The organism is Verrucomicrobiia bacterium (assembly GCA_035629175.1).
GTDB lineage: Bacteria > Verrucomicrobiota > Verrucomicrobiia > Limisphaerales > DASXHY01 > DASXHY01.
Genome location: DASPIL010000100.1, coordinates 1 through 22,528, shown reverse-complemented (window position 1 = coordinate 22,528; position 22,528 = coordinate 1). Strand labels below are relative to the sequence as shown.

The following is a 22,528-nucleotide window of genomic DNA, read 5'->3' as shown; positions in this document are numbered from 1 at the left end:
TCAGCCGCGGCCCTGCAGGATCTTTTCAGCTGCGTCGCGAATGGCGTTCACGAGTTCCGGCGGTTCAAGAACGATCGCGTCGCCGCCCCAGCTCAGCACCCAGCGTTGAACTTCGGAGAGGCCTGACAAGGTCAGTCGCAATTCAACGCCTCCGCCCTGGATTTCCGAAAGCTGTTGCGAGTCGTGCCACTTCTTTTCCCGCACGTAATCCGCCACACGCTCGTTGAACCGAATCACCACCTGAAATCGTCCCTCACCCGAATGAACGCCAAAGCTGTCGCGCAATCGCTTCTCGAGGGAGAACTTCTGCACCCGCTGGAAAACCTTTCCTGTCATCTCGACACCGAGAATCCGTGAAGGAGCAAAGGTGCGGAGGTCATTCCGCAAATGATCGTAGGCGAACAGGTACCATTCGCCATTGATGTTCGCCAGATGATAGGGGTCCAGCAACCGCTCCTCGACATCGCGCCGCCCAGGCTTTCGATACCGCACGCGAATCTGCTGGCGGCGGGCCGTGGCCTTTGCGAGGGCGTCGAAGACATTCAAGTCCAGGATTTGTTCCGCGCGCGTGCGGAAGGAAATCGTCTGCTCAAGGTCGGCAAGGTTCAACGAGATCGTGTCGGGCAGCGATTGCTCCATCTTGCGAATCGCGCTCAGCAGAGGCTTCTCGAAGTTGGTTCCCCGATATTGCTGCAATGCCTTTTCCGCAAGCACGAGCGCGAACAGTTCCCCCTCGGTAATTTGCAGCGTGGGGAAACTGTTTACCTCCTCGGTGTAATGATATCCGAAACGCGTGGCGTCATACTCGATCGGGAGTTGAAGCCGGTCGCGCATGAATTCGATGTCGCGATGAATCGATTTCGTGCTGACTTCAAGGTCGGCGGCGAGGCGGGAGGCGTTCGGGAATTTCCCTGATTGGATCGCCTGGTGGATCCGGACCATTCGTTCCAGGGGCGCCCGCGAGAATCGCGCGGGCGCCTCGGAACCTTGAGAGCTCAGCTTATTCGGCCTGCGCGGTCGTGATGGGGAACCGGGTGTCGGCGACAATGATAGATCCGTTCAATTCGCTGTTTCTGCTGGCGCGCAAAACCACAACGCGCTCAAAACCGCAGCTCTCGCCCAAAACCTTCTTCCATTCGGCGACGATGTTATCGAGATCAGCGCCGTTGTATTGAACTCCAACCACGACTACAGCCATGTCGCGATCGATATCAAACCTGTTGAGAACCTGTTTCAGGCTCGCGGGTTTCACTTGCTGCATGAAGCCGTCCTCAGCGTAGAACGGCTTGGTCATGAACGTATATTCCCAGCTTGAGAACCGCAATATCACATCGGCCTGGCGGCCTTCGCGAAACGTGGGTTCTTCGCTGGCGACCTGCGTGGTGGCGCAGCCCGTCAACAGGAGGGTTAAACAGGAGAACAACAGGACTAGCTTCTTCATCATAGGAACTGCCCCGCCCGGTATGCGGGAATTCGGCGCCGGTCGGTTGCAAACACCGAAAGAATCAGCATCGCCGAGCCGCCAATTGCTTTCGTCAATCGTCATGGCGACCCATAAGCACGTCGGAAGCCGAATTTGCAGCACGGGGAAATTAATGCGCACCGCCTCTTTCGACGGAGGAGTTGCTGTTCAACAGAAGGACAAGGCTGGCCGCAAAGTGGACAGCAACGCGCGTCGAAAAACGCGTGGAAGATCAGCCGGGATAGAACTCGCGGCCCAGCAGGAGATTCAGCTGGTGCATTTCGAGGCTGAGTTCGGAAAATTGGACAGCCGCTTCTCGCTGCATTGGGCTGCGCTCGGCGCTGTTCTGCACCCGCCGGAATCTCGCCATCAGGGGAAGATCCGGACGGGTATCGCCCAGCAATGCCAGCAGCCGGGTGATGCGCGCCACGCGTTTTCGAGCCGACTGGGTGAGGGCCATCGCTTTATCCAACGTGACGTCACCGCGGGCAGTCTTCTGGAACAGCAGGCATTGGAATTCGCGGCAGTATTTCGGACGGCCGGGGTAAACCGTGCAAGCGCAGCCATTCAGCGCCGCGCAGGGTTGGCGAAAGCGGATCGGCCCGTCAGAGCCATTCTTGCGGCGCACCAATGCCAGGCCGAGTGCCTGTGCGCGGCCGGCTTCAGCCTGAGAACGGAGCTCGCCATTTGCAAAGATGACTCCATTGCAGCAGAGGCCACATTCAAGGCAGAGTGCATTCAAGCCTGAAGCTTCATTACAGGGCATCGAGCGGCCAAGATACGGGATCGCAGCCGAATCGCAAAGCGGGTCGTCCAAGCCGGCCTGCAAGTCGGAGCTCCGATGCTGCAGAACACGGAAAGCGCGCTGTCTGCGGAACGCTCGATTCCTGCTGGCAATTTTGCCTGATCTGATGTATCTACCTGCCTGATCCAACTTCACAGCAGCTATGAAATCTTTTCTAATTCCCGTCATCCTTTGCCTTGGCCTTGTTTCGCTGCATGCCACGGACGCGCCGCGAGGCACTGTCCTTGAACTGCATTCGTGCGAGCTTTACGCCGGCGGCTGCACGGTATCGGCCGAAGCCACCCAGGCTGGCCGCTACCTTCTGCGCGCCTGGGATTTCACTTCAGGCAAGAGCGAGGGTGTTGCGTTGAAAGGTTTGAAAGTCGCGGTGCTGCAATCGTCGACTGAAAACCAGGCGGCAGCGGGTGCGCGCACGGGTAAAGCCGTCGTTTACCTGCCGAAGTCCGCGAGTGCCAAGCAGCGAAAAGCACTGCTCGCGTGGGTGCAGGCCCGCCCCGACTTCAAACCAGAGAGCGTTTCGACCCGCACGGAACCGTTGAGCTTTGATCGCGATGGTACCGGGTATCGGTTGGTGGTCGGAAAACGCGTCGCCTTGCAGACCAAGCCGCTGGAAGCGTGTGACGCGCGCTCATGTGGCGAAGAACTCTGGTATGAACCTCGCACGCAGACCGATGTGTTCACAGTCGCGGTGAATCGGGCGTCAAATGTTTCCGAACCCCTGCTGCAATTGACCTGGAAAGACTCCGCGCAACGCAGCGTGTTCCTGGGACGTTTTGGGGAGAGCTCTCCGCGCCGCGACCTGTTCGTCAGCATGAACGAGTTCTGCGGAACCAGCCTCTGAAATTCGGGCGGCATTGCCTGCCGCCCGATTGAATTCTTCTTTCCTTAAGCCTGCGCCGGCGGGGCGGCTTGCGGCTTCTTGCGCGCAAACGTGTGCGTCGCATGTCCGTAAAACACTTCCGCTGCTTCCATAAGCGTCTCGGAAAGCGTGGGATGCGGATGCACCGACAAGGCCAGATCCTTGGCCGTCGCGCCCATTTCCACGGCAAGGACGCCTTCCGCGATCAATTCGCCCGCACCCGCGCCCACAATCCCAACGCCCAGAATGCGTTCGCTCTCAGGATCGATGACGAGCTTGGTCAGTCCATCGGTACGGTCGAACGATAGTGCGCGCCCTGATGCGGCCCATGGGAATTTGGCCACTGCCACGTTGATGCCCTTTTGTTTCGCATCCATTTCCGTTAACCCGCACCAGGCAATTTCCGGATCCGTGAACACCACGGCGGGAATTACGACATCTCCAAACACGGTGTCCTCGCCCATGATGACTTCAACGGCCACGCGACCTTCCCGAGACGCCTTGTGGGCGAGAAGCACACCGCCCGCGACGTCGCCGATGGCGTAGATCGCGGGGTCGTCGGTCTGCTGTTTCGAGTTCACCTTGACGAACCCCTTGTCATCGCGCTGCACCTTGGTGTTTTCGAGGCCGAGGTCCTGGCAATTCGGCGTGCGGCCCACCGCGACAAGCACGCGATCAAACAGCTCCTCAAGCTTCTTGCCTTCCATTTCCATCTCCACTTTGATCTGCTTTCCGACCGTGGACATTTTTCCGACCTTGGTCTTCAGGCGGACTTCCTTGAAATTCTTGTTGGCGTAAGCAACGACCGGGCGGGCCAGGTCGGGATCGGCGCCGAGCAAGATACCGTCGAGCGCTTCAACCAGCACCACCTTGCTGCCAAGGCTGGCGTAAACCGTGCCCAATTCCATCCCGATATAGCCGCCGCCAACCACAAGCATGTTCTCGGGAATGTCAGGCACTTCCAGGGCTTCGCGAGAGGTCATCACGCGGGGATTTCCGAGATCAAACGCCTTTGGCATCGCGGACTTGGAGCCCACTGCAAGGATGGCCTGGTCGTACGTAATGAACTTCTGTCCCTCGTTCGTTTCGACGCGCAGGCTTGTCGAACTTTCGAAGTAACCACGCCCATGCCAGACTTCAACGCCGCGCATTTTGGCGAGCTGCGACACGCCCCCCGTCAGCTTGGTGAGGATGGAATTTTTCCAGACGCGCAGCTTGTCGAGATCCACTGCGGGCTGGCCGAATGTGATGCCACGATGTTCGGATTCCTTCGCGAGCGAAAGGGCATGCGTGGCATGCAGCAACGCCTTGGAAGGGATGCACCCGCGGTTAAGGCAGACACCGCCGAGGTTTTTGTCCTGTTCCACCAGGATCACCTTCTTGCCGAGATCAGCTGCGTAAAAAGCCGCGGCATACCCGCCAGGGCCGCCGCCAATCACTACGATTTCCGTTTTAATGGGATCCATAAATTCCAGGTTGAGTTCGTGCCCTAAATCAAATCTTCACGGCTGCTTCATCGAAACTTTCAATCGCCTTGACGAGGTCGACCGTGAACCGCGCCGCGATGCCGCCATCAATCACACGATGATCGTAGGACAGGCCGATCGGCATCAGCGTGCGGACTTCCACCTTGCCATCGCGAACAACGGCTTGTGGTGCAGCCTTGCCCAGGCCCAGGATGGCCACTTCGGGCTTGTTCACGATCGGGGTGAAGTGCGCCCCGCCGATGGCGCCTTGATTGGAAATCGTAAACGTTCCCCCCTTCAGGTCTTCTCCGCTCACCTTCCGATCGCGAGCCTTGGCTGCGGCCTCCTCCAAGTCCTTTGAAACCTGCGCAAGATCCTTTTTATCCACATCGCGGATAACAGGCACGATCAGGCCAGCCTCGGTATCAACTGCGATTCCAATGTGATAGTACTCCTTGAGCACGATTTCATTCGCGACTTCATCCAGGCTCGAATTGAAGATGGGGTGCTTCTTCAGCGCTTCGACAACCGCCTTGAGCACAAAAGACGTGACCGTCAGGCGCGCGCCCTTCTTCTCGTAATCGCCGGCAAACTTTTTGCGCAGGGCGAGCAGGCCCGTGATGTCCGCGGCGTCAAACTGTGTGACGTGCGGAACCGCATTCCAATTCTCCAACATGCGCCGGGCAATGACTTGCCGCAGCGGAGACAAAGGTTTTGTCGTCACCTTGCCCCACTTTGAAAAATCAATCTGCTCGGCCTGGGGCTTTGCGGGCGCCGCGCCGGGCTGTGCCTTTGGCTGCGATGCGAGACGTTGCAGGCGCTGGATGTATGCCTTGACGTCTTCCATCGTGATTCTGCCGCCTCGGGCGGAACCGCGCACCTTCCGGAGATCGATGCCGAGATCCCGGGCGACCTTGCGGACCGTTGGCGCGGCGGCAATCGTGGCGTTCACCTCATCGTCAAAATCTGCCTCCTCGCTTTCGGCTCCTTCGTCTTCCGGTTCGGGCTCAACAACTTTCGGAGCAGCCTTGGCCGCCTTCGGCGCGGCCGCTTTCGGGGCGGCTGCACGCGATTCCGCGGGCTGGCCTGATTCGGCAAGCGACACCAGGCGCGTGCCGACGCTGATTTTATCGCCGCTCTTGACGTGCACCTTTGTAACGACGCCGGCACCCGTGGAAGGAATCGTGGCAACGGCTTTTTCGTTCTCGAGTTCGAGAATGGGCTGATCCTTCGCGACTTGGTCGCCTTCCTTCACGAATAGATTCACCACTGTGCCCGAATCGGCACCCTCTCCCAACGGCGGCAGTTTTACGTCCATAAATTTAAAGCGCAGTAATGTGCGTTATAGGCAAATGCGTTTCTAGGAAAAACTCTGCGCAACCCGCAACGCAGACCTCCGAGTCTGCTGGATCGCCCGTCCTCCGTAGCAGCCACTGCGGAGGGTGGACAGGTTTCCTTGCCTGCCCGGCGCTGTCACGCCCTGTCGGCTTGGAAGCCAGCGATACAGGAGGTTTGGAAACGTGCGCTACTTGCGTTACACCAGTTCGGGAAACAACTTCTCCGGGTTCACACCGAGATCCTTGATCGCCTTCTCCACGACAGAGCGTTCGATCATGCCCTTTTCAGCAAGCGCGAACAGCGTCCCGATAACGGTGCACTCCGCGTCGATCTCAAAGAAACGCCGCAAGTTCGCGCGCGTCTCGCTGCGGCCGAAACCGTCGGTACCGAGCGTGAACATGCCACCTGGAACCCAGGGCAGAATTTGCTCGGGCACGAGGCGCACATTGTCAGAAACCGCAACGAAAGCGCCCTTCTCTTTGGCGAGCAGCGTCTCGATGTAGGACTTCTTCGGCTTCGCTGTCGGATGCAGCATGTTCCAGCGACGGCATTGCACGGCTTCGCTCCGGAGCTGCTTGTAATTGGTCGCGCTCCACACATCCGCGGAAACGTCGTAACGCTCCGCCAGGATCTGCTGCGCCTTCAATGCCTGATTGATGATCGGTCCGCTGGCAAAGATGTGAGCCTTCGCCTGCTTGCCTTCAGCACCCTTCTTGAACCGATACAATCCCTTCAGGATTCCCTCTTCAACGCCCTGCGGCATTGCGGCCATCGGATAATTTTCATTATACAACGTGAGGTAATAGAAGATGTCCTCGTTATTGACGTACATCCGGCGCATCCCATCCGCCACGATCACGGCGAGTTCGTATCCAAACGCAGGATCATAGGTCATGAGCGTAGGCACCGTGCTTGCCAGCAAAAGGCTGTGTCCGTCCTGATGTTGCAACCCTTCGCCGTTCAGGGTCGTTCTCCCGGATGTCGCGCCCAGCAGAAAACCCTTCGCCTTGATGTCACCCGCGAGCCAGACCAGATCCCCGATCCGTTGCGGACCGAACATCGAATAATAGATGTAGAACGGGATCATGTGCTTGCCGTGCGAGGCGTAGCTTGTGCCCGCGGCAATGAATGAAGACATGGAGCCCGCTTCGGTGATTCCCTCTTCAAGAATCTGCCCATCCTTCGCTTCGTGATAATACAGAAGCGACTTGATGTCGACGGGCTCGTACAACTGGCCCTTGGATGAATAAATTCCAATCTCCCGAAACAATGCATCCAGGCCAAAGGTGCGCGCCTCATCGGGAATGATGGGCACGATGCGCCGCCCAATCGCCTTGTTGCGCAATAGCATGCTGAGCAACCGCACAAATGCCATCGTGGTCGACACCTCCATCAACCCCGATCCCTTGAAGAATTCGCTGAAGGTTTCGACCTTCGGAATTTCAAGGACATCGGCCGCGGCGTTGCGTTGCGGGAGAAAACCGCCCAGGACTTTGCGCCGGCCGAGCAGATACTTCGTTTCCTCGCTGTCTTCAGGCGGCCGATAAAACGGAGCTTCGGCGATGACGTCGTCGCTGATCGGAACGTTGAAGCGCTCGCGGAACTCGCGCAGCTCCTTCTCGTTCATCTTCTTCTGCTGATGCGAGATGTTGCGGCCTTCGCCTGCTTCGCCCAAACCGTAACCCTTGATCGTCTTTGCCAGAATGACCGTAGGTTGCCCCTTGTGTTCGTAAGCCGCCTTGTAGGCAGCGTAAACCTTGCGAGTGTCGTGCCCGCCACGCAGCAGCTTCCGAATCTGGTCGTCGCTCAAATGATTCACCAGCTGCAGCAATTCGGGATATTTCCCGAAAAAATGTTTGCGCGTGTAGCTGCCAGGTTCGACGGAATACTTCTGGTAATCGCCATCCAAAGCCTCCTGCATGCGCTTGAGGAGCAGTCCGCTGGAATCGCGGGCAAGGAGATCATCCCAGTCCGAGCCCCAGATTACCTTAATGACATTCCAGCCCGCGCCGCGGAAGAGTGCTTCAAGTTCCTGGATGATCTTGCCGTTTCCGCGAACGGGTCCATCGAGGCGCTGGAGGTTGCAGTTGATGACCCAGATGAGGTTGTCGAGCGTCTCGCGCGCTCCAAGAGTGATTGAGCCCAGGGTTTCGGGTTCATCGCATTCGCCATCGCCCAGGAATGCCCAGACCTTTGGCTCCTGTCCGCTGATGATCCCGCGCGCCCGCAGGTAGCGGTTGAATCGCGCCTGGTAGATCGACATGATCGGCCCCAATCCCATGGAAACGGTCGGGAACTGCCAGAAGTTCGGCATCAGATACGGGTGCGGATACGACGACAGTCCGCCGCCTTCAGCCAATTCCTGGCGGAAATGCTGCAGATGATGGTCGTCAAGACGCCGTTCAAGATAGGCTCGTGCGTAAACGCCTGGCGTGGCGTGCCCCTGAAAATAAATGAGGTCCCCGGGAAATTCCTTCGTTCGCCCCCTGAAAAAATGATTGAAGCCGACTTCGTAAAGGGTTGCTGCCGAAGCGTATGTGGAGATGTGGCCACCCAGGCCGTTGTGCTTTCGGTTGGCGTTCACCACCATCGCCATGGCATTCCAGCGAATGTGGCTCTTGATGCGCACCTCCATGTCGCGATCGCCAGGGAACTCCGCCTGATCCTCGGGAGAAATCGTGTTGATGTACGCGGTGCTGACGGTGTGGGGCGCTTCGACGCCTGCGGCTCGGAGCTTGTCAGTGATATTTGAAAGAAACTCCTTCGTGCGCTCAGTCCCCTGCTGGGTCAACGCCACCTCGAGCAATGCTTCCAGGGATTCCAACACGCGATCACCGTCGTTTCCGTTGCGGCTGGCTGACCGCGACCGCGCCTGATTCTTTTCTTTTTTCTCTGCTTTCACTTTGTTACTCACATTCCAAATTCAAATGACGACGTTCAAAACCCCGGGTTCCGTTCCGCGAAGCGCGGAATTAGATAGCATGCCCGCCAAAAGGCCAGTCAAAATGTCACACCTCGCACGTCGATGACGCGCTGCATATCGGGCTGGGCTCAGTCAATATCCAACAATCCGGCGCAAGCGCCAGATGAAATATCTCGATCTTAGTTTTGCTTGTCCGGAGGATAATCTTGCCGCCGATGACGCGCTGCTGCACGCGTCGGAAAACGGCGCCGAAGATGTGCTGCGCTTCTGGGAATCCGAACACGTCTTTGTGGTTGTCGGATATGGAAACGCAGTTTCGGCCGAGGTCAATGTGGAGGCGTGCCGATCGCGAGGGATTCCGATCCTCAGGCGGTGCACCGGCGGGGGGACTGTGGTGCAGGGCCCGGGATGTCTCAACTATTCACTGATTTTCCGGGCACCGGACGAGGGCCCGCTGCGAAACATCACGTCGACCAATCGCCACATCATGGATCGAATCCGCGACGCCCTTGCTGCAGCGGGGGCGGGCCAGGTTGAAGTGCTTGGCCACACGGACCTTGCGATTGGCGGCGTGAAGTTTTCCGGCAATGCGCAACGGCGGCAGCGCAGCTCGATCCTCTTTCACGGCGCGTTCCTCCTGGATTTTGATCTCTCGTTGATAACCGAGTTCCTGCCGATGCCTTCGCGCCAGCCTGACTACCGCGAAGGGCGTTCGCATGCCGAGTTTCTTCGCAACCTCAACATTCCCGCCGAGGCGGTAAAAGCCGCAATTCGCTCGCATTGGGGGGCTCGGGATTCGGCGCGTGATTTCCCTCATGCATTGATGAAGCAACTGGCCCGGGAAAAATACGCCAGGCCGGACTGGAATTGTAAATTCTAGCGAACGAAGGGGCGGAGAATTGTCATTGGAGATGCGAGAGGAAGGCGGGGCAAATGCACCGGGAACACCTTCTGCTTGGAACCCTGCCAGCGAAACGCTCACGCTGGGCGCGAGCGGATCGTTTGTTCGGAAATGCGCACTGTGAACAAATAATATCGAGTTTGAATTTATGAAACCTGCAAAAGTGGCGAAGGCGGCGTCCCGCAAGAAGGATCCGGTCGTGGTCACTCCCAAGCCTTCCATGCTCAAAACCCCATGCATGAACAGCAGTGCTCCAGCGACGAAGAAACCTGTGACGGTTCTGGCGAAGGCCGACGTTGGCTTCGGGAACGCGCTGTATCTGCGCGGCGAGGGCGATGGACTCAGCTGGAATCAGGGCGTGCCGCTCACGTGCGTTGACGGAACGACATGGAAATGGTCCGGCGAAATCAAGGACCGCGTGAAATTCAAGCTGCTGCTCAATGACTGTGTGTGGGCGCAGGGTGAAGACGTGGTCGCCGCCGCTGGACAGAAGGTGGAAGTCACTCCCGCTTTTTCCTGAGCCGGACCTTCCTGCCTTACACGCAGTTCGCCCCGTGGCAGCAGGCGTTCATCGACAAGGATCGGCTTCAATCCGCGCCGCATCGAGCGCGCAAGTGGCAGCTGTACGGATTTTTGACCCCCGGGAAATTCTCACGCGATTGTCAGAGTTTTTCCTACACAACAAATGCCGTTTCGCCGACTGATTCAGATTTTTGCTGGTGCAACATTTGCGCACCATGCAGAAAAGATTTGGGAATATTTCGATCGTTGTCGCAGCAATGGTCTTGTCCTGGCGATCCAGCCATGCCGTGATTCTGCCGCCGCCTTCGATTAAGACCGTAACGCTTTCCTGGGACTATCCTGAAGTTGAGCCGGACACCATCGTCTTCAATGTTTATCAAACATCCGACCTGACGCTGCCAGTACGGGAATGGCCGTTGGCGACCAATGTAGTCGAACGCAGTTGTTCGGTTCCGATGACGAATGACGTGGCGTTTTTTTTCGTGTCAGCCTCAAACATCATTACCGGCCTGGAGAGTTCGTTTGAGCCGGAGCCTCCACCCGATTTTCCCCGAAGATCCGGAGCCGCCCGTGGATCCGAACGTTCCTGTGGATCCAGAACCGCCGACAGACGACGGGGAAGTCGAATACATCGAATTCGCGCCGGAACCCGACCGGATGGCGGAAGAATAAGTCAGGGGGCGGATTGTGGCTCAAAGCCGGGCAGCCATTTCTTAATGCCCGCGGGATTCCCGGCGACCACCGCTCCCGCGGGGACATCGCGCGTCACCACACTGCCGGCGCCAACAATGGCCCGCTCGCCAATGGTGATGCCGCACAGCAGGGTGGCATTTGAACCGATCGACGCTCCGCGGCGCACGATTGTCTCCACACACTTCCAGTCGCTGTCCGTCTGGAGCTGCCCTGAGTCTGTTGTTGCGCGGGGATAAAGGTCGTTAGTGAACATGACCCCGTGGCCGATGAACACCTCGTCTTCGATGATCACCCCTTCGCAAATGAACGTGTGGCTGGACACCTTGCATCGGGCGCCGATCCTGGCGCCTTTCTGCACTTCAACGAAGGTTCCTATTTTTGAGTCCTCTCCGATTTCACAACCGTAGAGATTGACGAAGCCGAAGATCCGGGCGCCTTTGCCCAGCTTGACGTCCGGCGCGATGAGTTGGTGTGCTTGAACTGTGTTATTCACGTGAAATTCAGGCCCGCAATACACGCTCGGAACTGTCGCGGTCCAGAGAATTCGGCGGGCAGAATCCTCCGACGCCCGACGCTGCGAAGGTGTTGGCGCGGGCAATGGCGGCAGGCGGAAGATCAACCGATTGGCCGCCACGACGGAGCGATTCCGACGACGCTTCCAGGATGCGAACCATCTCAAGGCCCTGGCGTCCATCCGTCAGCGGGCTGATACCTTCCCTGATGCAGTCGAGGAAATGCTGGCACTCCGATCGCAAGGGTTCCTCCTGCCTGATGTAGGGGATATACATGTCGCCGTAGTGATAGGAATAATGAAAGTCGCCGAATGTGTCGTAATGCGGCGGACATTGCACACGCCCGTCATAGACTTTGAGCTTCTCGATGGGCGCGACATCGTCGTAAACAATCATCCGCTTGCTGCCTACGATCGTCATCTCACGGGTTTTCCGCGGATCGAGCCAGCTGCTTTGAATGATCGCTGAGCTATTTCCGGGGAAGTTGAGACACATCGTTGTGACGTCAGCGACGCCTGGAGTAACATGCGCTGCTCCGTGGCAATTCACGCTGATTGGAGATCCTTCCATGATATGCAGAATGATCGAGAGATCATGCGGCGCCAGGTCCCAGGCAACATTGATGTCGTGCTGGCGAATTCCGAGATTGAGCCGGCGCGCGGAGATGTAGCGTATCTCTCCAATGTCCCCCCACTCCACGATGTCACGCATTTTGCGAACCGCGGGTGAGTACAGGTAGGTGTGTCCAATCATCAGCACGAGCCCGCTGCGTTCCGCTATCGCAATCAACTCCTCGCATTCCGCCACCGATGAAGCCATGGGCTTTTCGATGAACGTATGCTTGCCCGCGAGCAAGCTGGCGCGCGCCATGGGAAAATGCTGTCGGAGCCCGGTGGCAATCACCAATGCGTCCAACGCTGGATCGGACACCATTCGCTCGAAGTCAGTTTCCGGAAATACGTCGGGGTACAGCGTCGTGAGATGTTCCAACCGCTCGCGGTTGATGTCGCACATGCTTGTGAGGGAGCATTGCTGTAGCGCGCGAAAATTGCGGATCAGATTCGGCCCCCAGTAACCGCAGCCCACCACGCCAAGTTTGAGCTGCGTCGTCATAGGCAAACGCAGACGGCCGCCGTCAATTCTGCATTACCGTCGTCTGGGGAATTGCCTTTGCGACTGGCTTCTGTTCTCCACCGAGATCCTTTGTCTGCGATAGAATGGCAGGGACGGTCTTGAACATGATCTTGAGATCGGTGACGAACGAAAGGTTGCGAGCGTAATGGATGTCCAACTGGATCATCTGCTCAAACGTGGTGCGATTCTTTCCGCTCACCTGCCACAGGCCCGTCAAACCAGGCGCCGCTTCAAAACGCTGGCGATGATGCGCCGCGTAACCTTCATATTCGTAGGGAACACAGGGGCGCGGACCGACCAGGCTCATGTCGCCGCGCAGGACATTAAACAACTGCGGAAGTTCATCGATACCGAGCGAGCGCAGCAGCAGGCCGCAAGGAATCAGGCGGGGATCGCGGGCGGAATCCAGTTTCGTCATCGGGGCATTCGAGCCCATGAGATATGCGAGGTGACCCTTGTGAATATTGACGTCGGCATTGACCACCATCGTGCGGAACTTGAAGCAGGTGAACCGGCGGCCAAGGTAACCAACCCGTTCCTGCCGGAAAAGCGCGGGACCCGGCGAGACAGTTTTGATCAGCAGCCCGACAAGGAGCATGATCGGAAGCCAGACCGGAGCGGTGCCGACAATCAGTGCAATGTCCAGAATCCGTTTCCAAATTGGAATTCCCGTTTCAATCAAACGGCCCTGTGCGGCCGGCTGCGTCAAAGTTGTATTCATACTCGCGTTACCGTCATTTGCCGGCGCCAAAGCCCTTGCGACCCAAACGTCGCTCCCCGGCACCACTGCTCTTCCTGACTGCTTCTGAGATTTCCCGGCGTGCGCTGATAAAAAGCATCAGTGCCGCCGCACCGTTACCAACGGCCGCCCGGCGAAAAGGAATAACCTTTCGGCTGGAGGTACGCTCGGTGGGTTTCACGGGGTAAAGTTCTACAGCACCCACGCCTTCCGTGTCTGTCGTGGACTTTGCTGATTTATCTGTCCGGACTTTCACCACAGCTTTGTAGCGGAACCCACTACAGCCCGATTTGGGATGGAGAATCCTTGATTGAAGACTTTGAACTTTGAACTTTCAGGGCGATCAGCGCTATCTTCCCGCGCATGAGTCTATTGCCCTTTGAGAATCTGCCCGCCCACAAGCCGCGGCGCTTTGTGCCCTCGGATATTGACCTTGGGGACTGGAGCCAGATTCAACCGCTTTTCGAGCTCCTGGAGACCCGGGCCGCGCAGTCCGCGTCGGCTTCAGATCTGGAACAATGGCTGATCGACTGGAGCGAACTGAGCGCCGCGCTGGACGAGGAAGCGTCGAAACGTTACATCGCCATGACATGTCACACGGACAACACACAGGCGGAGAAGGCATACCTTCATTTCGTCGAGAAGGTTGATCCCGAGCTGAAGCCCCGCCAGTTTGCGCTGGCCAAGCTCTTTCTCGCGCATCCGCAACGGCCCCGCCTCGACAGGTCGCGCTTCGCTGTGCTCGATCGAGACCTGCAGAATCAGGTTGAACTCTTCCGCCCGGAAAATGTTCCGCTTGAAACGGAGGAGGCGCGGTTGAGCCAGCAGTATCAAAAACTGTTCGGTTCCCTCACAGTGATGTTCCGGGGCGAGGAACGCACGCTTGTGCAAATGGGACGCTACCTGGAAGAGCCCGACCGCAACCTGCGGCGTGAAGCTTGGGAGCTGGTCGCAAATCGCAGACTCCAGGAGTCAGACACGTTCGAGGAGATCTTCGACCGCCTGGTGAAACTGCGCCAGCAGATCGCAAAAAATGCCGGATTCGACAATTACCGGGATTATGCCTTTCGCCGCCTCGGCCGCTTTGACTACACGCCGGCCGACTGTGAAAAATTTCATCACGCCGTGCAGACTGTCGTCATGCCCCTCATGAAGGAACTTCAGGATCGGCGGCGCCAGATGCTGAAAGTCGACGCACTGCAGCCATGGGATCTTTCCGTCGATCCCATGAATCGCCCGCCTTTGAAACCGTTCGAGCAAGTCGAACACATGGTTTCCAGGACGCAGCGCGTCTTCGATCGACTCGACTCCGAACTCGCGCGCGGTTTTCAGCAAATGCAGGACTTGCGTCTGCTGGATCTCGCCAATCGCAAGGGCAAGGCGCCTGGCGGATACCAATCAACGCTGGCGGAATCGCGGTTGCCGTTCATTTTCATGAATGCGGTGGGATTGCAGCGGGACGTCGAAACGATCCTTCACGAAGCGGGACACGCGTTTCATGCGCTCGCAGCCCGCGACGAGGATATTTATTCCTATCGCAACGCTCCCATCGAGTTCTGTGAGGTGGCGTCCATGAGCATGGAACTCCTTGGCAACGAATTCATCGAGGAATTTTATTCCCCGGCCGATGGCAACCGTGCACGCAAGACCCACCTCGAAGGCGTCATCGGCGTGTTTCCGTGGATCGCCACGGTGGACGCATTCCAGCATTGGATCTACACCCATCCCGGCCACACACGGGCGGAACGGTCGCTGGCATGGCTGGATCTCATGGACAGGTTTGGCGGGGATGTCGACTGGCATGGCTACGATAAAAGCCGCGCGTACCTGTGGCATCGACAGCTCCATATCTTCATACATCCTTTCTATTACATTGAGTACGGCATCGCACAGCTGGGCGCGCTGCAGGTTTGGGCGAATTCCAGGAAGGACAAGGCAGGCGCTTTGAACGCCTATAAGAAGGCGTTGGAACTGGGCGGATCCCGCCCGCTACCTGAGCTCTTCTCGGCCGCTGGCGCAAAGCTTCAATTCGATGCAGCGACCATGGAGCCGCTCATCGGGCTGACACGCGAGGAACTGGCGAAACTCGACGCGGTGTAACGTCGTTTGCATTACGCCCAGCCATGGTGACGCTCGTCACAGGCGGAACAGGATTTGTCGGGCGTTCCATTGTCCGTGAATTGCGCGCGCGCGGGCATCAGGTCCGGCTGCTCGCGCGCGACGTTCGATCCCGACGTGTGATCGATTTCGCCGCGGCAAACACAGCGGAACTGCGCGAGGGCAACGTCGCCGATCCCAGTTCACTGAAAGACGCTTGCAAGAAGGTCGACTGCATCGTCCACCTGGTCGGGATCATCAGCGAAGCCGGCAGGCAGACGTTTGAATCCGTGCATACCGAAGGAACCCGAAACATCCTCACAGCGGCGGCGGGCGCCGGAGTTCGGCGTTTCATTCACATGAGCGCACTCGGCACGCGCCCCAACGCAGTCGCGCGCTATCACAAATCCAAGTGGGCCGCCGAGGAACTGGTGCGGGCGAGCAAACTGGACTGGACGATCTTTCGCCCCTCGATCATCTACGGCCGGGACGACGGTTTCGTTAATCTGTTCGCCCGCATCAGCAGGTTCTCGCCAGTCGTGCCGCTCATCGGCAACGGCGAGATGCGATTCGCTCCCATTCCCGTCGAGGCAGTGGCGGCTGCATTCGCTTCGGCGCCTGCCAACCTGTCATGCGTCGGACAAACGTTCGATCTCTGCGCGCAGGAAATCCTGACGCTCGAAGAAGTCATCGACTGCATTCTTCAGGTGACACGCCGCAGACGATTGAAGATTGGAATGCCACTCAGCCTCATGCGAATGCAGGCGCGTCTGCTGGAAATCCTGTTCAACCTGCTTGGCAAAGCTCCACCGCTGAATCGCGATCAGTTGCTGATGCTGCAGGAAGACAATGTCGGGAATGCGCAACCTGCCATGGATCAATTCGGACTCGAATTTCCACCCTTCGCGGAAGGCATCAGGCGTTATCTCGTGTAGGCAGCTGCCTGGTCAGGACAAACCTTCCACCCGCCACCCCCGGCGATAGCGGCGCCGAACCAGCTTGTTGGCGTCGCGCAGGTTGAATCGCAGTTTTTCGGAATTCCATTTCAGATCCGTTTGCGGAAAACGCGACGCCACGCAGCCAGCCAGGATTGTTTCCGTGAGCGGACCAGAATACGAAAAGTCGGTTGATGTCTTCCCCTCGCCCATGCACGCCTTCACAAATTCGCCCCAATGATTCAGGTCGCCCAACTCGGGCAATTCGTACTCCTTGAATCGCGCCTGCGGGAACAATGAAGGGCGGCTAAAATGGGGCAGCAGCAAAACCCCTTCCGTTCCAATGATGACCGAACCTGTCTCTGGAACTTCGTGGCCTTCCAACAAAGCCACGACTCCCGCAGGCAGCTTCGCTTCGCCGTCATACCACGTGACCGGCAATACATCCGCAGCCGTGTAAGACGTGCCGTCGAATTGAAAGATCACTTTGCCGTTCAACGGCCAGTTCCATTTGTTCGGCCCCGCCCCTTCCGATCGGATCGCAATGGGCGCCTTCAATTCCAGCGCGGTAAACAGCGGATCAAACAGATGACACCCCATGTCACCCAGCGTGCCTGTCCCGAAATCGAGCCGCTTGCGCCAGTTGAACGGATGATAATATTCGCTTCCAATGTAAGGCCGATGGTGACAGACGCCGAGCCAAAGGTCCCAATCCAGCCCAGGCGGAATGGGATCCGAACGCCTGGGCAGCGGCGCGGTGTCGCCCCACGATTTCGGGCACCACGAATGAATCTCGCGCACCTTCCCAATCACACGATCGCGCAGGATCCGAACCCCCGTGCGGTACGGCGCGGCCGAATGAATCTGAATTCCCATCTGCGTCACCACCTTCTGCTCCGCCGCAATCTCAGTCATCCGCCGCACTTCATACAGGTCGTGCGCCAGCGGCTTTTGACAGTAAACATGTTTCCCCATGCGCATCGCAGTCACCGCAATGGCCGCATGCATGTGGTCGGGTGTCGAAACGTTCACCGAGTCGAGCTGGCCGCCCTCCTTCTCCAGCAACTCACGCCAGTCGCGATAGAACCTGGCATTCGGGAAACGCTCGCGGGCTTCCGCGGCGCGATGCGAATCCACATCACAGATGGCCGCCAGTTCAACGCCCTTCCAGTTGCCGATCACAGTGAGATCGCCGAACGCCATGCCGCCGCCGCCAAAACTCGCGTGCCGCAGGACGCTGTTGGGCGAGCGTGCCAGCAGTCCCGACGTGACAAACGGCGCGGCGCACAGAGCGGTTCCAACAGTTTTGAGAAAAGTACGGCGCGATGCGGGCTGGATTGGATTCATGATCACGGAATGTGTTGGATGAAAATGTTGCGAAACTTCACCGCGTCGTTATGCCCCGCAAAACCAAAATGACCAAACGCGCGGTCCTTGCCCGGATGGGCATTGTTTCCCATGAACTCTCGAACCTTGCTGAGATCGGCGTCAAGGATCGGAGTTCCGTTGAGTTCAGCCGTGATCCGGGAACCGCGCACAGTGATCTCCTGGAAATTCCATTCGCCAGCGGGAAACTGATAGCCGCGAACTGCAGCGACCATTCCGTAAGCCGACCCATGTGCCTGGCGCGGATCGATCTTGCGGCCCGTCACCGCTTCATATCGTTCATCGAGCACCTGGAGCTCGCACATTCCTGAATAGGCCGGATCACCCTGACCTGGGTATCGCAACGCGAGCCCGTTGTTCCCGCCGGGTGGAAGATTGAACTCCACGCGAACGGTGAAGTTCGTAAACTGCCGCGCTGAGTACAGCGTTCCTGACTGCCCTTTTCGACACGCGATGACTCCTTCAGCAATCTCAAACGAGTTCGTCGCCCCGAGCCACCCGGAAAAATCGCGCCCATTGAACAACGGATCCAAACCCGCCAATTCCGCCCGCCGCAACCAATCCACCGCCTCGCCATTGTCCACAGGCCGCAAGAAAATATTCCGCCACCGGATTTCACCGCCATGGGTCTGCAGTTGAATGGGACCCAGCGCCGGAATCGGGACTTCTCGTGAGAAGTAATGATGCATCGTGGCGCCATTTACAGTTTGAACGCCGTTCAGCCAGACCCAGACACGCGCGCCGATCATCACGATTCGGAATTGATTCCACTCCCCGAACGGACGGTCAGCCTTTGCCAATGGATCCTTGCCTGCCGCGCCGGCTGGGTTGTTCCACAAGCCGCCCGATCCCTTGTCAGCCCCGATCGCAAACTTGCTGGCATCGGTTGAATCCCAGATCTGCACTTGCGGACAACCCCGCAAATAGATCCCGCTGTCCGCCCCCGAAACTGTTTTGTATTCGAGCCTCAGCTCAAAGTTGCCAAAGAACTCATCCGTCGTGAGATAAAGACCGCCACCGTCGTTCACCAATTCGTCACCCTCGACCGACCAGTGACGCCGAATGTCGGCAAGGCTCGCCACCTTCTTCCGCTGAAGGCCGGCTGCGGGAAGGTCCATGTACTTGCGCGGGTCTTCCGTTTCAGCTCCCCACCAGCCGCTCAGGTCACGGCCGTTGAACAGTTCTTTAAATCCCGGCGGCGGACTCCCGCCCCCCGTCCGCGGCTCGTCCGCCGCAGGCATCCGGCAGATGGCTCCGATCAACAGGAACAGCCAACAACATGAACGCATATGCATGAACGAATATGACTCAGTGAATGGTTTCCGGCACCTTCTCGCTTTTCGGCGGATGAAAGAACAATGCCATGGCGATTGCCGCAACAATCGATGAAATCATCGGCACATGGAACAGCGCGCGAAAATCCGTCACGCCATTTTTGGTGAACACTGATTGCATCAGATACGGGCAGATGGAATTCGCCAGCAGGCAGCCAATGCCAAGGATCATCACATTGAACAATCCCTGCGCACTGGACCGCGCATCCTTTGGAAAATACGCGTCCACGAAGATATAAACCGTGGCGAAGAAGAATGCGTAACAGACGCCGTGCAGGATCTGCACGAGGACGATCAGTTCCTGGTGCTGGGGCAAATACGCATAAACTCCGAACCGCGCGGCATGGCCAAGAATCCCGGCGATCATCGTGATCCGCCACCCCAGGCGTTTCAGCGTCGCTCCGAGAATGAACATCGTCAGGATCTCGGCCACCTGTCCAACGCTCATCACGGGCATGATCCAGTTCCCCGCCATTCCAACGCCGCCCGCCGTTCGCGCCGCGCCAAGGAAGGTTCCCGTCCAGTTGAAGTAGGCATTGTGCACGAATGAATCCACCAGGGTCACGAGCCACAGCACGAGCACGAAGGGATGCTTCAACAGTTTCATCGCCTCCAGCCACGCAAGCTTTTCGCTGGATCCCGCGGCCGCTTTCCGGGGCGGCGTGTGTGGCAGAACAAGGCTGAAGGCTGCAAGCATCAGGGATGCAACGCCCGCCACGATGTAAGTCCATTTCGTTGCCGATTGCAGCGCTGCGCCTGTGAGCCCGGATTTCAAAGCGGTCGCGATCCAGTCCGTGAAGCCCTGCGGATTGGCCGCGCGCACTGCTTCCCAGTCCACCAGGATGAACGTGAACGGCCACGCCGCGAGGATCCAACCGATCGTCCCACCCATTCTCACCAACCCGAATTCCTTCTTGGAATCCTGCATGTTTGCGAACGCGATGGAATTTACGATCGAGATCGTCGGCACGTACAGCAGGCAATGGATCATCATCAACGTGAAGAACATCCAAAAACTCTGGGTGAACGCGAGCCCGAGCATCGCAAGGCCGCCGACCAGATGACTGAAACCAAGGAATCGCTCGGCCGAGAAATTGCGATCCGCGAACTGGTTGCTGAAAAACAGGCCGACGATCGCGGCGATCGGAAATGCATTCAGGATCCAGGCCTGCTGCGCAAACGTGAATCCCAGGCTTGGAAGGTAACTGAAGATCAGCGGGAGCCACGCGCCCCAGATGAAGAACTCCAGGACCATCATCACAAACAGTTTCAGGCGGGGCGAATGTTTCATTTGATTGATTAACGCGACGCGTGTTCAAAGCGGCACAATCGTCTGAGTGCGAATTGACTTCTCCTCCGCTTCGCAAATTTCAAGCCCGGCGACCGCATCAGCCGGCGTCACCTTTTCGGTCGTTTCGCCGTTCACAAGGCAGTTCAACAGGTAATCGATCTCGGCGGCGTAACCGTCAGGAGCACCGCACGGAACAACCGCAACGGGCTTTCCCGGCTCGATGATGCGCAAGGCTTCCGTGCCGCGCGCCAGGTCGAATTCAATCGTCGCACGCTCGCATTGCACCTGATAGCCCATGTTGAATCCCTGCGCCCGCAGCCAGCTTCCCTCGGCCGACACCACGGGTCCGCGCGGATATTGGTATTGGGTGACGACGTGCTCCACCATGCCGTCCGCCGTGACACGCCCCGTGGCGAAAACAGCGTCAGGCCGTCCGAACAGGAAGTAAACGAAGTCGGTGTCGTGGATGTGGAGATCGAACAACGCGCCGCCCAGGTCGCCGCCTCCTTGAGCCGTCCAGGATTTGCCCCACGCCGGCTTTTCGGAGCCCCTGAAAAAATGTGCTGAAAGGGTTTTTCCAAAACGCTCTTCGCGGACCATCTCCCTCAAAAATCCCCAGCCGCTCCAGAAGCGCATGCACATGGCCGGCATCAAAACGCCCGGCGCACTGCGAGCCACGTCCTGGATTTCCCGCGCCTCTGCCGAGGTGCGCGCCAGCGGTTTCTCGCACATCACATGCTTGCCCGCGCGCAACGCGGCAATCGCCTGGGCAGGATGCAGTGGTGTCGGCGTGCAAATGTCCACCAAATGAATCGCAGGATCCGCCAGCAGATCCTCGAGCTTCCGGAAAACTTTCACGTCTGGGCCCAGACGAACATCTTCCGGCGCTCCAATGTTCCCGCCCACCGCCGGAAGAATGCCGTTCACTGGCGCCCGCGACGGATCACAAACCGCTCGAACGCGCGCGAGCGGATTCTTCAGATAGGCGCGGAGGTGCGTCATGCCCATGAACCCAAGACCAACCACCGCCACGTTCACCAGCTTCTGCGTTGCAGCGGGCTGGCTCACGCGGCGAACCTTTCAATAAGTTCCCGTGCGAGCCTTACATCCGCAACGCGTTGCGACGCCGCCTCGCGTTCAATCACAAAATCTCCAGCATACCCAATCGCCTTGAGTTCACCGAAGAACGCGGCCCAGTTCACTTCGCCCGATCCGACAGGCACCTCCCTGCCCCACGTCCCCGGCACCTGCGTCCGCTGCGCATCCTTGATGTGCACCTGCCGAATCCACGGAGCCAGCGTGCGAACCGCCGCGATCGGGTCGCCCTTGTCATACAGAAGCATGTTCGCGGGATCAAAATTAACGCCAGCATTCGGAGCATCCAGGGATTCCAGGAACTGCGCCAGGTCAGGCGCTGTCTCCTGTCCCGTTTCAAACGCGACGTTGATATTCAATTTTGCAAACACGTCGGCCACATGCCTGACGCGATACAACAGCACACTGAAATTCGGGTCGGTGGTTTGATGCGGAAGAAATCCCGCGTGAAAGGTGACAAGCGGGAGCAACATTGCGGCGGCGATTTCAGCGACTACGTCGATGCGTTTCTGATTCTCATCCCAGGTCTCGTCAGGGGCGATGCCGCCCGTGCGGCGGATGCTTTCCAGGCTGGAGTAATCCTCACCCGCACAACCAAACATGCCCGAGATAACGCTGATGCCCGCCTGCTTCAATTCCGCCGCCGCATGATTCCACTGCGGCGTGTTTTTCCACAGCGGATCAAGCGCGAGCTGCACGCGGGAGATCCCTGCCTGTTCAAGTTTTTGCAGGAGATCGAAGACATCGGCCGGTTGCAGCGACCAACTGCAAACCGCGACACGCTCGGATGGCGAAGAAGTCATGATACGATCCATCGGACACAACGAATGCGTGTTGGTTTCGTGCAGGATTTGGAGTGCGATGTCAAACAGCAACCACCTGTCGGCCCCGAATGGGGTGCATCTTGACACTGCCCCCACAATGAGTGCGTGAACGGTTCCTCAATCGACGTAAACCCACCAACCAAAGGAACCGGATGAACTCTGAGCATCAGCCACCGCGGTCGCTGCGTGAGATTGAAATGGCCGTGGAAGCT

Annotated in this window: 19 protein-coding genes; 5 read left to right on the top strand and 14 right to left on the bottom strand. The window is 58.2% G+C overall.

Annotated features, from left to right (window positions below):
• The 3 genes from VEH04_18415 to VEH04_18405 form a co-directional block, all read right to left on the bottom strand.
• Positions 1–942, bottom strand: coding sequence for a WYL domain-containing protein (locus tag VEH04_18415; GenBank protein HYG24749.1), 942 nt, complete (start codon positions 940–942; stop codon positions 1–3).
• A 58-nt stretch (positions 943–1,000) separates the two neighbouring features.
• A complete protein-coding gene (locus VEH04_18410; protein ID HYG24748.1) occupies positions 1,001–1,444 on the bottom strand; it encodes a hypothetical protein in 444 nt (147 codons plus the stop codon).
• A gap of 250 nt (positions 1,445–1,694) precedes the next feature.
• The gene (locus tag VEH04_18405; protein HYG24747.1) at positions 1,695–2,228 is read right to left on the bottom strand and encodes a YkgJ family cysteine cluster protein; all 534 of its coding nucleotides are present in this window, start codon (positions 2,226–2,228) and stop codon (positions 1,695–1,697) included.
• A gap of 181 nt (positions 2,229–2,409) precedes the next feature.
• Between VEH04_18405 and VEH04_18400 the strand changes: the two genes are divergently transcribed.
• The gene (locus VEH04_18400) at positions 2,410–3,108 is read left to right on the top strand and encodes a DUF1326 domain-containing protein (protein ID HYG24746.1); all 699 of its coding nucleotides are present in this window, start codon (positions 2,410–2,412) and stop codon (positions 3,106–3,108) included.
• A gap of 44 nt (positions 3,109–3,152) precedes the next feature.
• Here the strand turns inward: VEH04_18400 and lpdA are convergent, their stop codons facing one another.
• The 3 genes from lpdA to aceE all read right to left on the bottom strand — a co-directional run bounded on the left by lpdA (position 3,153) and on the right by aceE (position 8,844).
• A complete protein-coding gene (gene lpdA, locus VEH04_18395; protein ID HYG24745.1) occupies positions 3,153–4,592 on the bottom strand; it encodes a dihydrolipoyl dehydrogenase in 1,440 nt (479 codons plus the stop codon).
• A 28-nt stretch (positions 4,593–4,620) separates the two neighbouring features.
• Positions 4,621–5,910, bottom strand: coding sequence for a 2-oxo acid dehydrogenase subunit E2 (locus VEH04_18390; protein ID HYG24744.1), 1,290 nt, complete (start codon positions 5,908–5,910; stop codon positions 4,621–4,623).
• A 216-nt stretch (positions 5,911–6,126) separates the two neighbouring features.
• The gene (aceE, locus tag VEH04_18385) at positions 6,127–8,844 is read right to left on the bottom strand and encodes a pyruvate dehydrogenase (acetyl-transferring), homodimeric type (GenBank protein HYG24743.1); all 2,718 of its coding nucleotides are present in this window, start codon (positions 8,842–8,844) and stop codon (positions 6,127–6,129) included.
• Positions 8,845–9,016: 172 nt separating this feature from the next.
• Here aceE and VEH04_18380 point away from each other — a divergent pair, with 172 nt between their 5' ends.
• Positions 9,017–9,733, top strand: coding sequence for a lipoate--protein ligase family protein (locus VEH04_18380; GenBank protein HYG24742.1), 717 nt, complete (start codon positions 9,017–9,019; stop codon positions 9,731–9,733).
• A gap of 169 nt (positions 9,734–9,902) precedes the next feature.
• Positions 9,903–10,274: a hypothetical protein gene (locus tag VEH04_18375; protein HYG24741.1), complete on the top strand. Its 372-nt coding sequence runs from the start codon at positions 9,903–9,905 to the stop codon at positions 10,272–10,274.
• 675 nt (positions 10,275–10,949) lie between these two features.
• Here the strand turns inward: VEH04_18375 and VEH04_18370 are convergent.
• Genes VEH04_18370 through VEH04_18360 form a run of 3 tightly spaced genes read right to left on the bottom strand, consistent with a single transcriptional unit; the run spans position 10,950 to position 13,336 of the window.
• Positions 10,950–11,462 carry an acyltransferase gene (locus VEH04_18370; GenBank protein ID HYG24740.1) on the bottom strand — a complete coding sequence of 171 codons (513 nt, stop codon included), beginning with the start codon at positions 11,460–11,462 and terminating at the stop codon, positions 10,950–10,952.
• A gap of 7 nt (positions 11,463–11,469) precedes the next feature.
• A complete protein-coding gene (locus VEH04_18365) occupies positions 11,470–12,594 on the bottom strand; it encodes a Gfo/Idh/MocA family oxidoreductase (GenBank protein HYG24739.1) in 1,125 nt (374 codons plus the stop codon).
• Positions 12,595–12,616: 22 nt separating this feature from the next.
• Positions 12,617–13,336 (bottom strand): sugar transferase, encoded by a 720-nt coding sequence (locus VEH04_18360; GenBank protein HYG24738.1) that lies wholly within the window; start codon positions 13,334–13,336, stop codon positions 12,617–12,619.
• Positions 13,337–13,717: 381 nt separating this feature from the next.
• Here VEH04_18360 and VEH04_18355 point away from each other — a divergent pair, with 381 nt between their 5' ends.
• Both VEH04_18355 and VEH04_18350 read left to right on the top strand, forming a co-directional pair.
• Complete coding sequence (locus VEH04_18355; protein ID HYG24737.1) at positions 13,718–15,454, top strand: M3 family oligoendopeptidase; 1,737 nt, start codon at positions 13,718–13,720, stop codon at positions 15,452–15,454.
• 23 nt (positions 15,455–15,477) lie between these two features.
• Positions 15,478–16,386, top strand: a complete 909-nt coding sequence (locus VEH04_18350) for a complex I NDUFA9 subunit family protein (GenBank protein ID HYG24736.1) — start codon at positions 15,478–15,480, stop codon at positions 16,384–16,386.
• 12 nt (positions 16,387–16,398) lie between these two features.
• On the opposite strand, the gene VEH04_18345 is transcribed toward VEH04_18350, so the two are convergent.
• The 5 genes from VEH04_18345 to VEH04_18325 are packed head-to-tail and all read right to left on the bottom strand — an operon-like array spanning position 16,399 to position 22,295.
• Positions 16,399–17,733, bottom strand: coding sequence for a Gfo/Idh/MocA family oxidoreductase (locus VEH04_18345; GenBank protein HYG24735.1), 1,335 nt, complete (start codon positions 17,731–17,733; stop codon positions 16,399–16,401).
• Positions 17,734–17,735: 2 nt separating this feature from the next.
• Positions 17,736–19,061: a DUF1080 domain-containing protein gene (locus VEH04_18340; GenBank protein ID HYG24734.1), complete on the bottom strand. Its 1,326-nt coding sequence runs from the start codon at positions 19,059–19,061 to the stop codon at positions 17,736–17,738.
• 19 nt (positions 19,062–19,080) lie between these two features.
• Positions 19,081–20,397: an MFS transporter gene (locus tag VEH04_18335; protein ID HYG24733.1), complete on the bottom strand. Its 1,317-nt coding sequence runs from the start codon at positions 20,395–20,397 to the stop codon at positions 19,081–19,083.
• 24 nt (positions 20,398–20,421) lie between these two features.
• Positions 20,422–21,465: a Gfo/Idh/MocA family oxidoreductase gene (locus VEH04_18330; protein HYG24732.1), complete on the bottom strand. Its 1,044-nt coding sequence runs from the start codon at positions 21,463–21,465 to the stop codon at positions 20,422–20,424.
• Positions 21,462–22,295 (bottom strand): sugar phosphate isomerase/epimerase family protein, encoded by an 834-nt coding sequence (locus VEH04_18325; protein ID HYG24731.1) that lies wholly within the window; start codon positions 22,293–22,295, stop codon positions 21,462–21,464. The genes VEH04_18330 and VEH04_18325 overlap by 4 nt, the downstream gene beginning before the upstream one ends.
• Between the last annotated feature and the right edge of the window lie 233 nt (positions 22,296–22,528).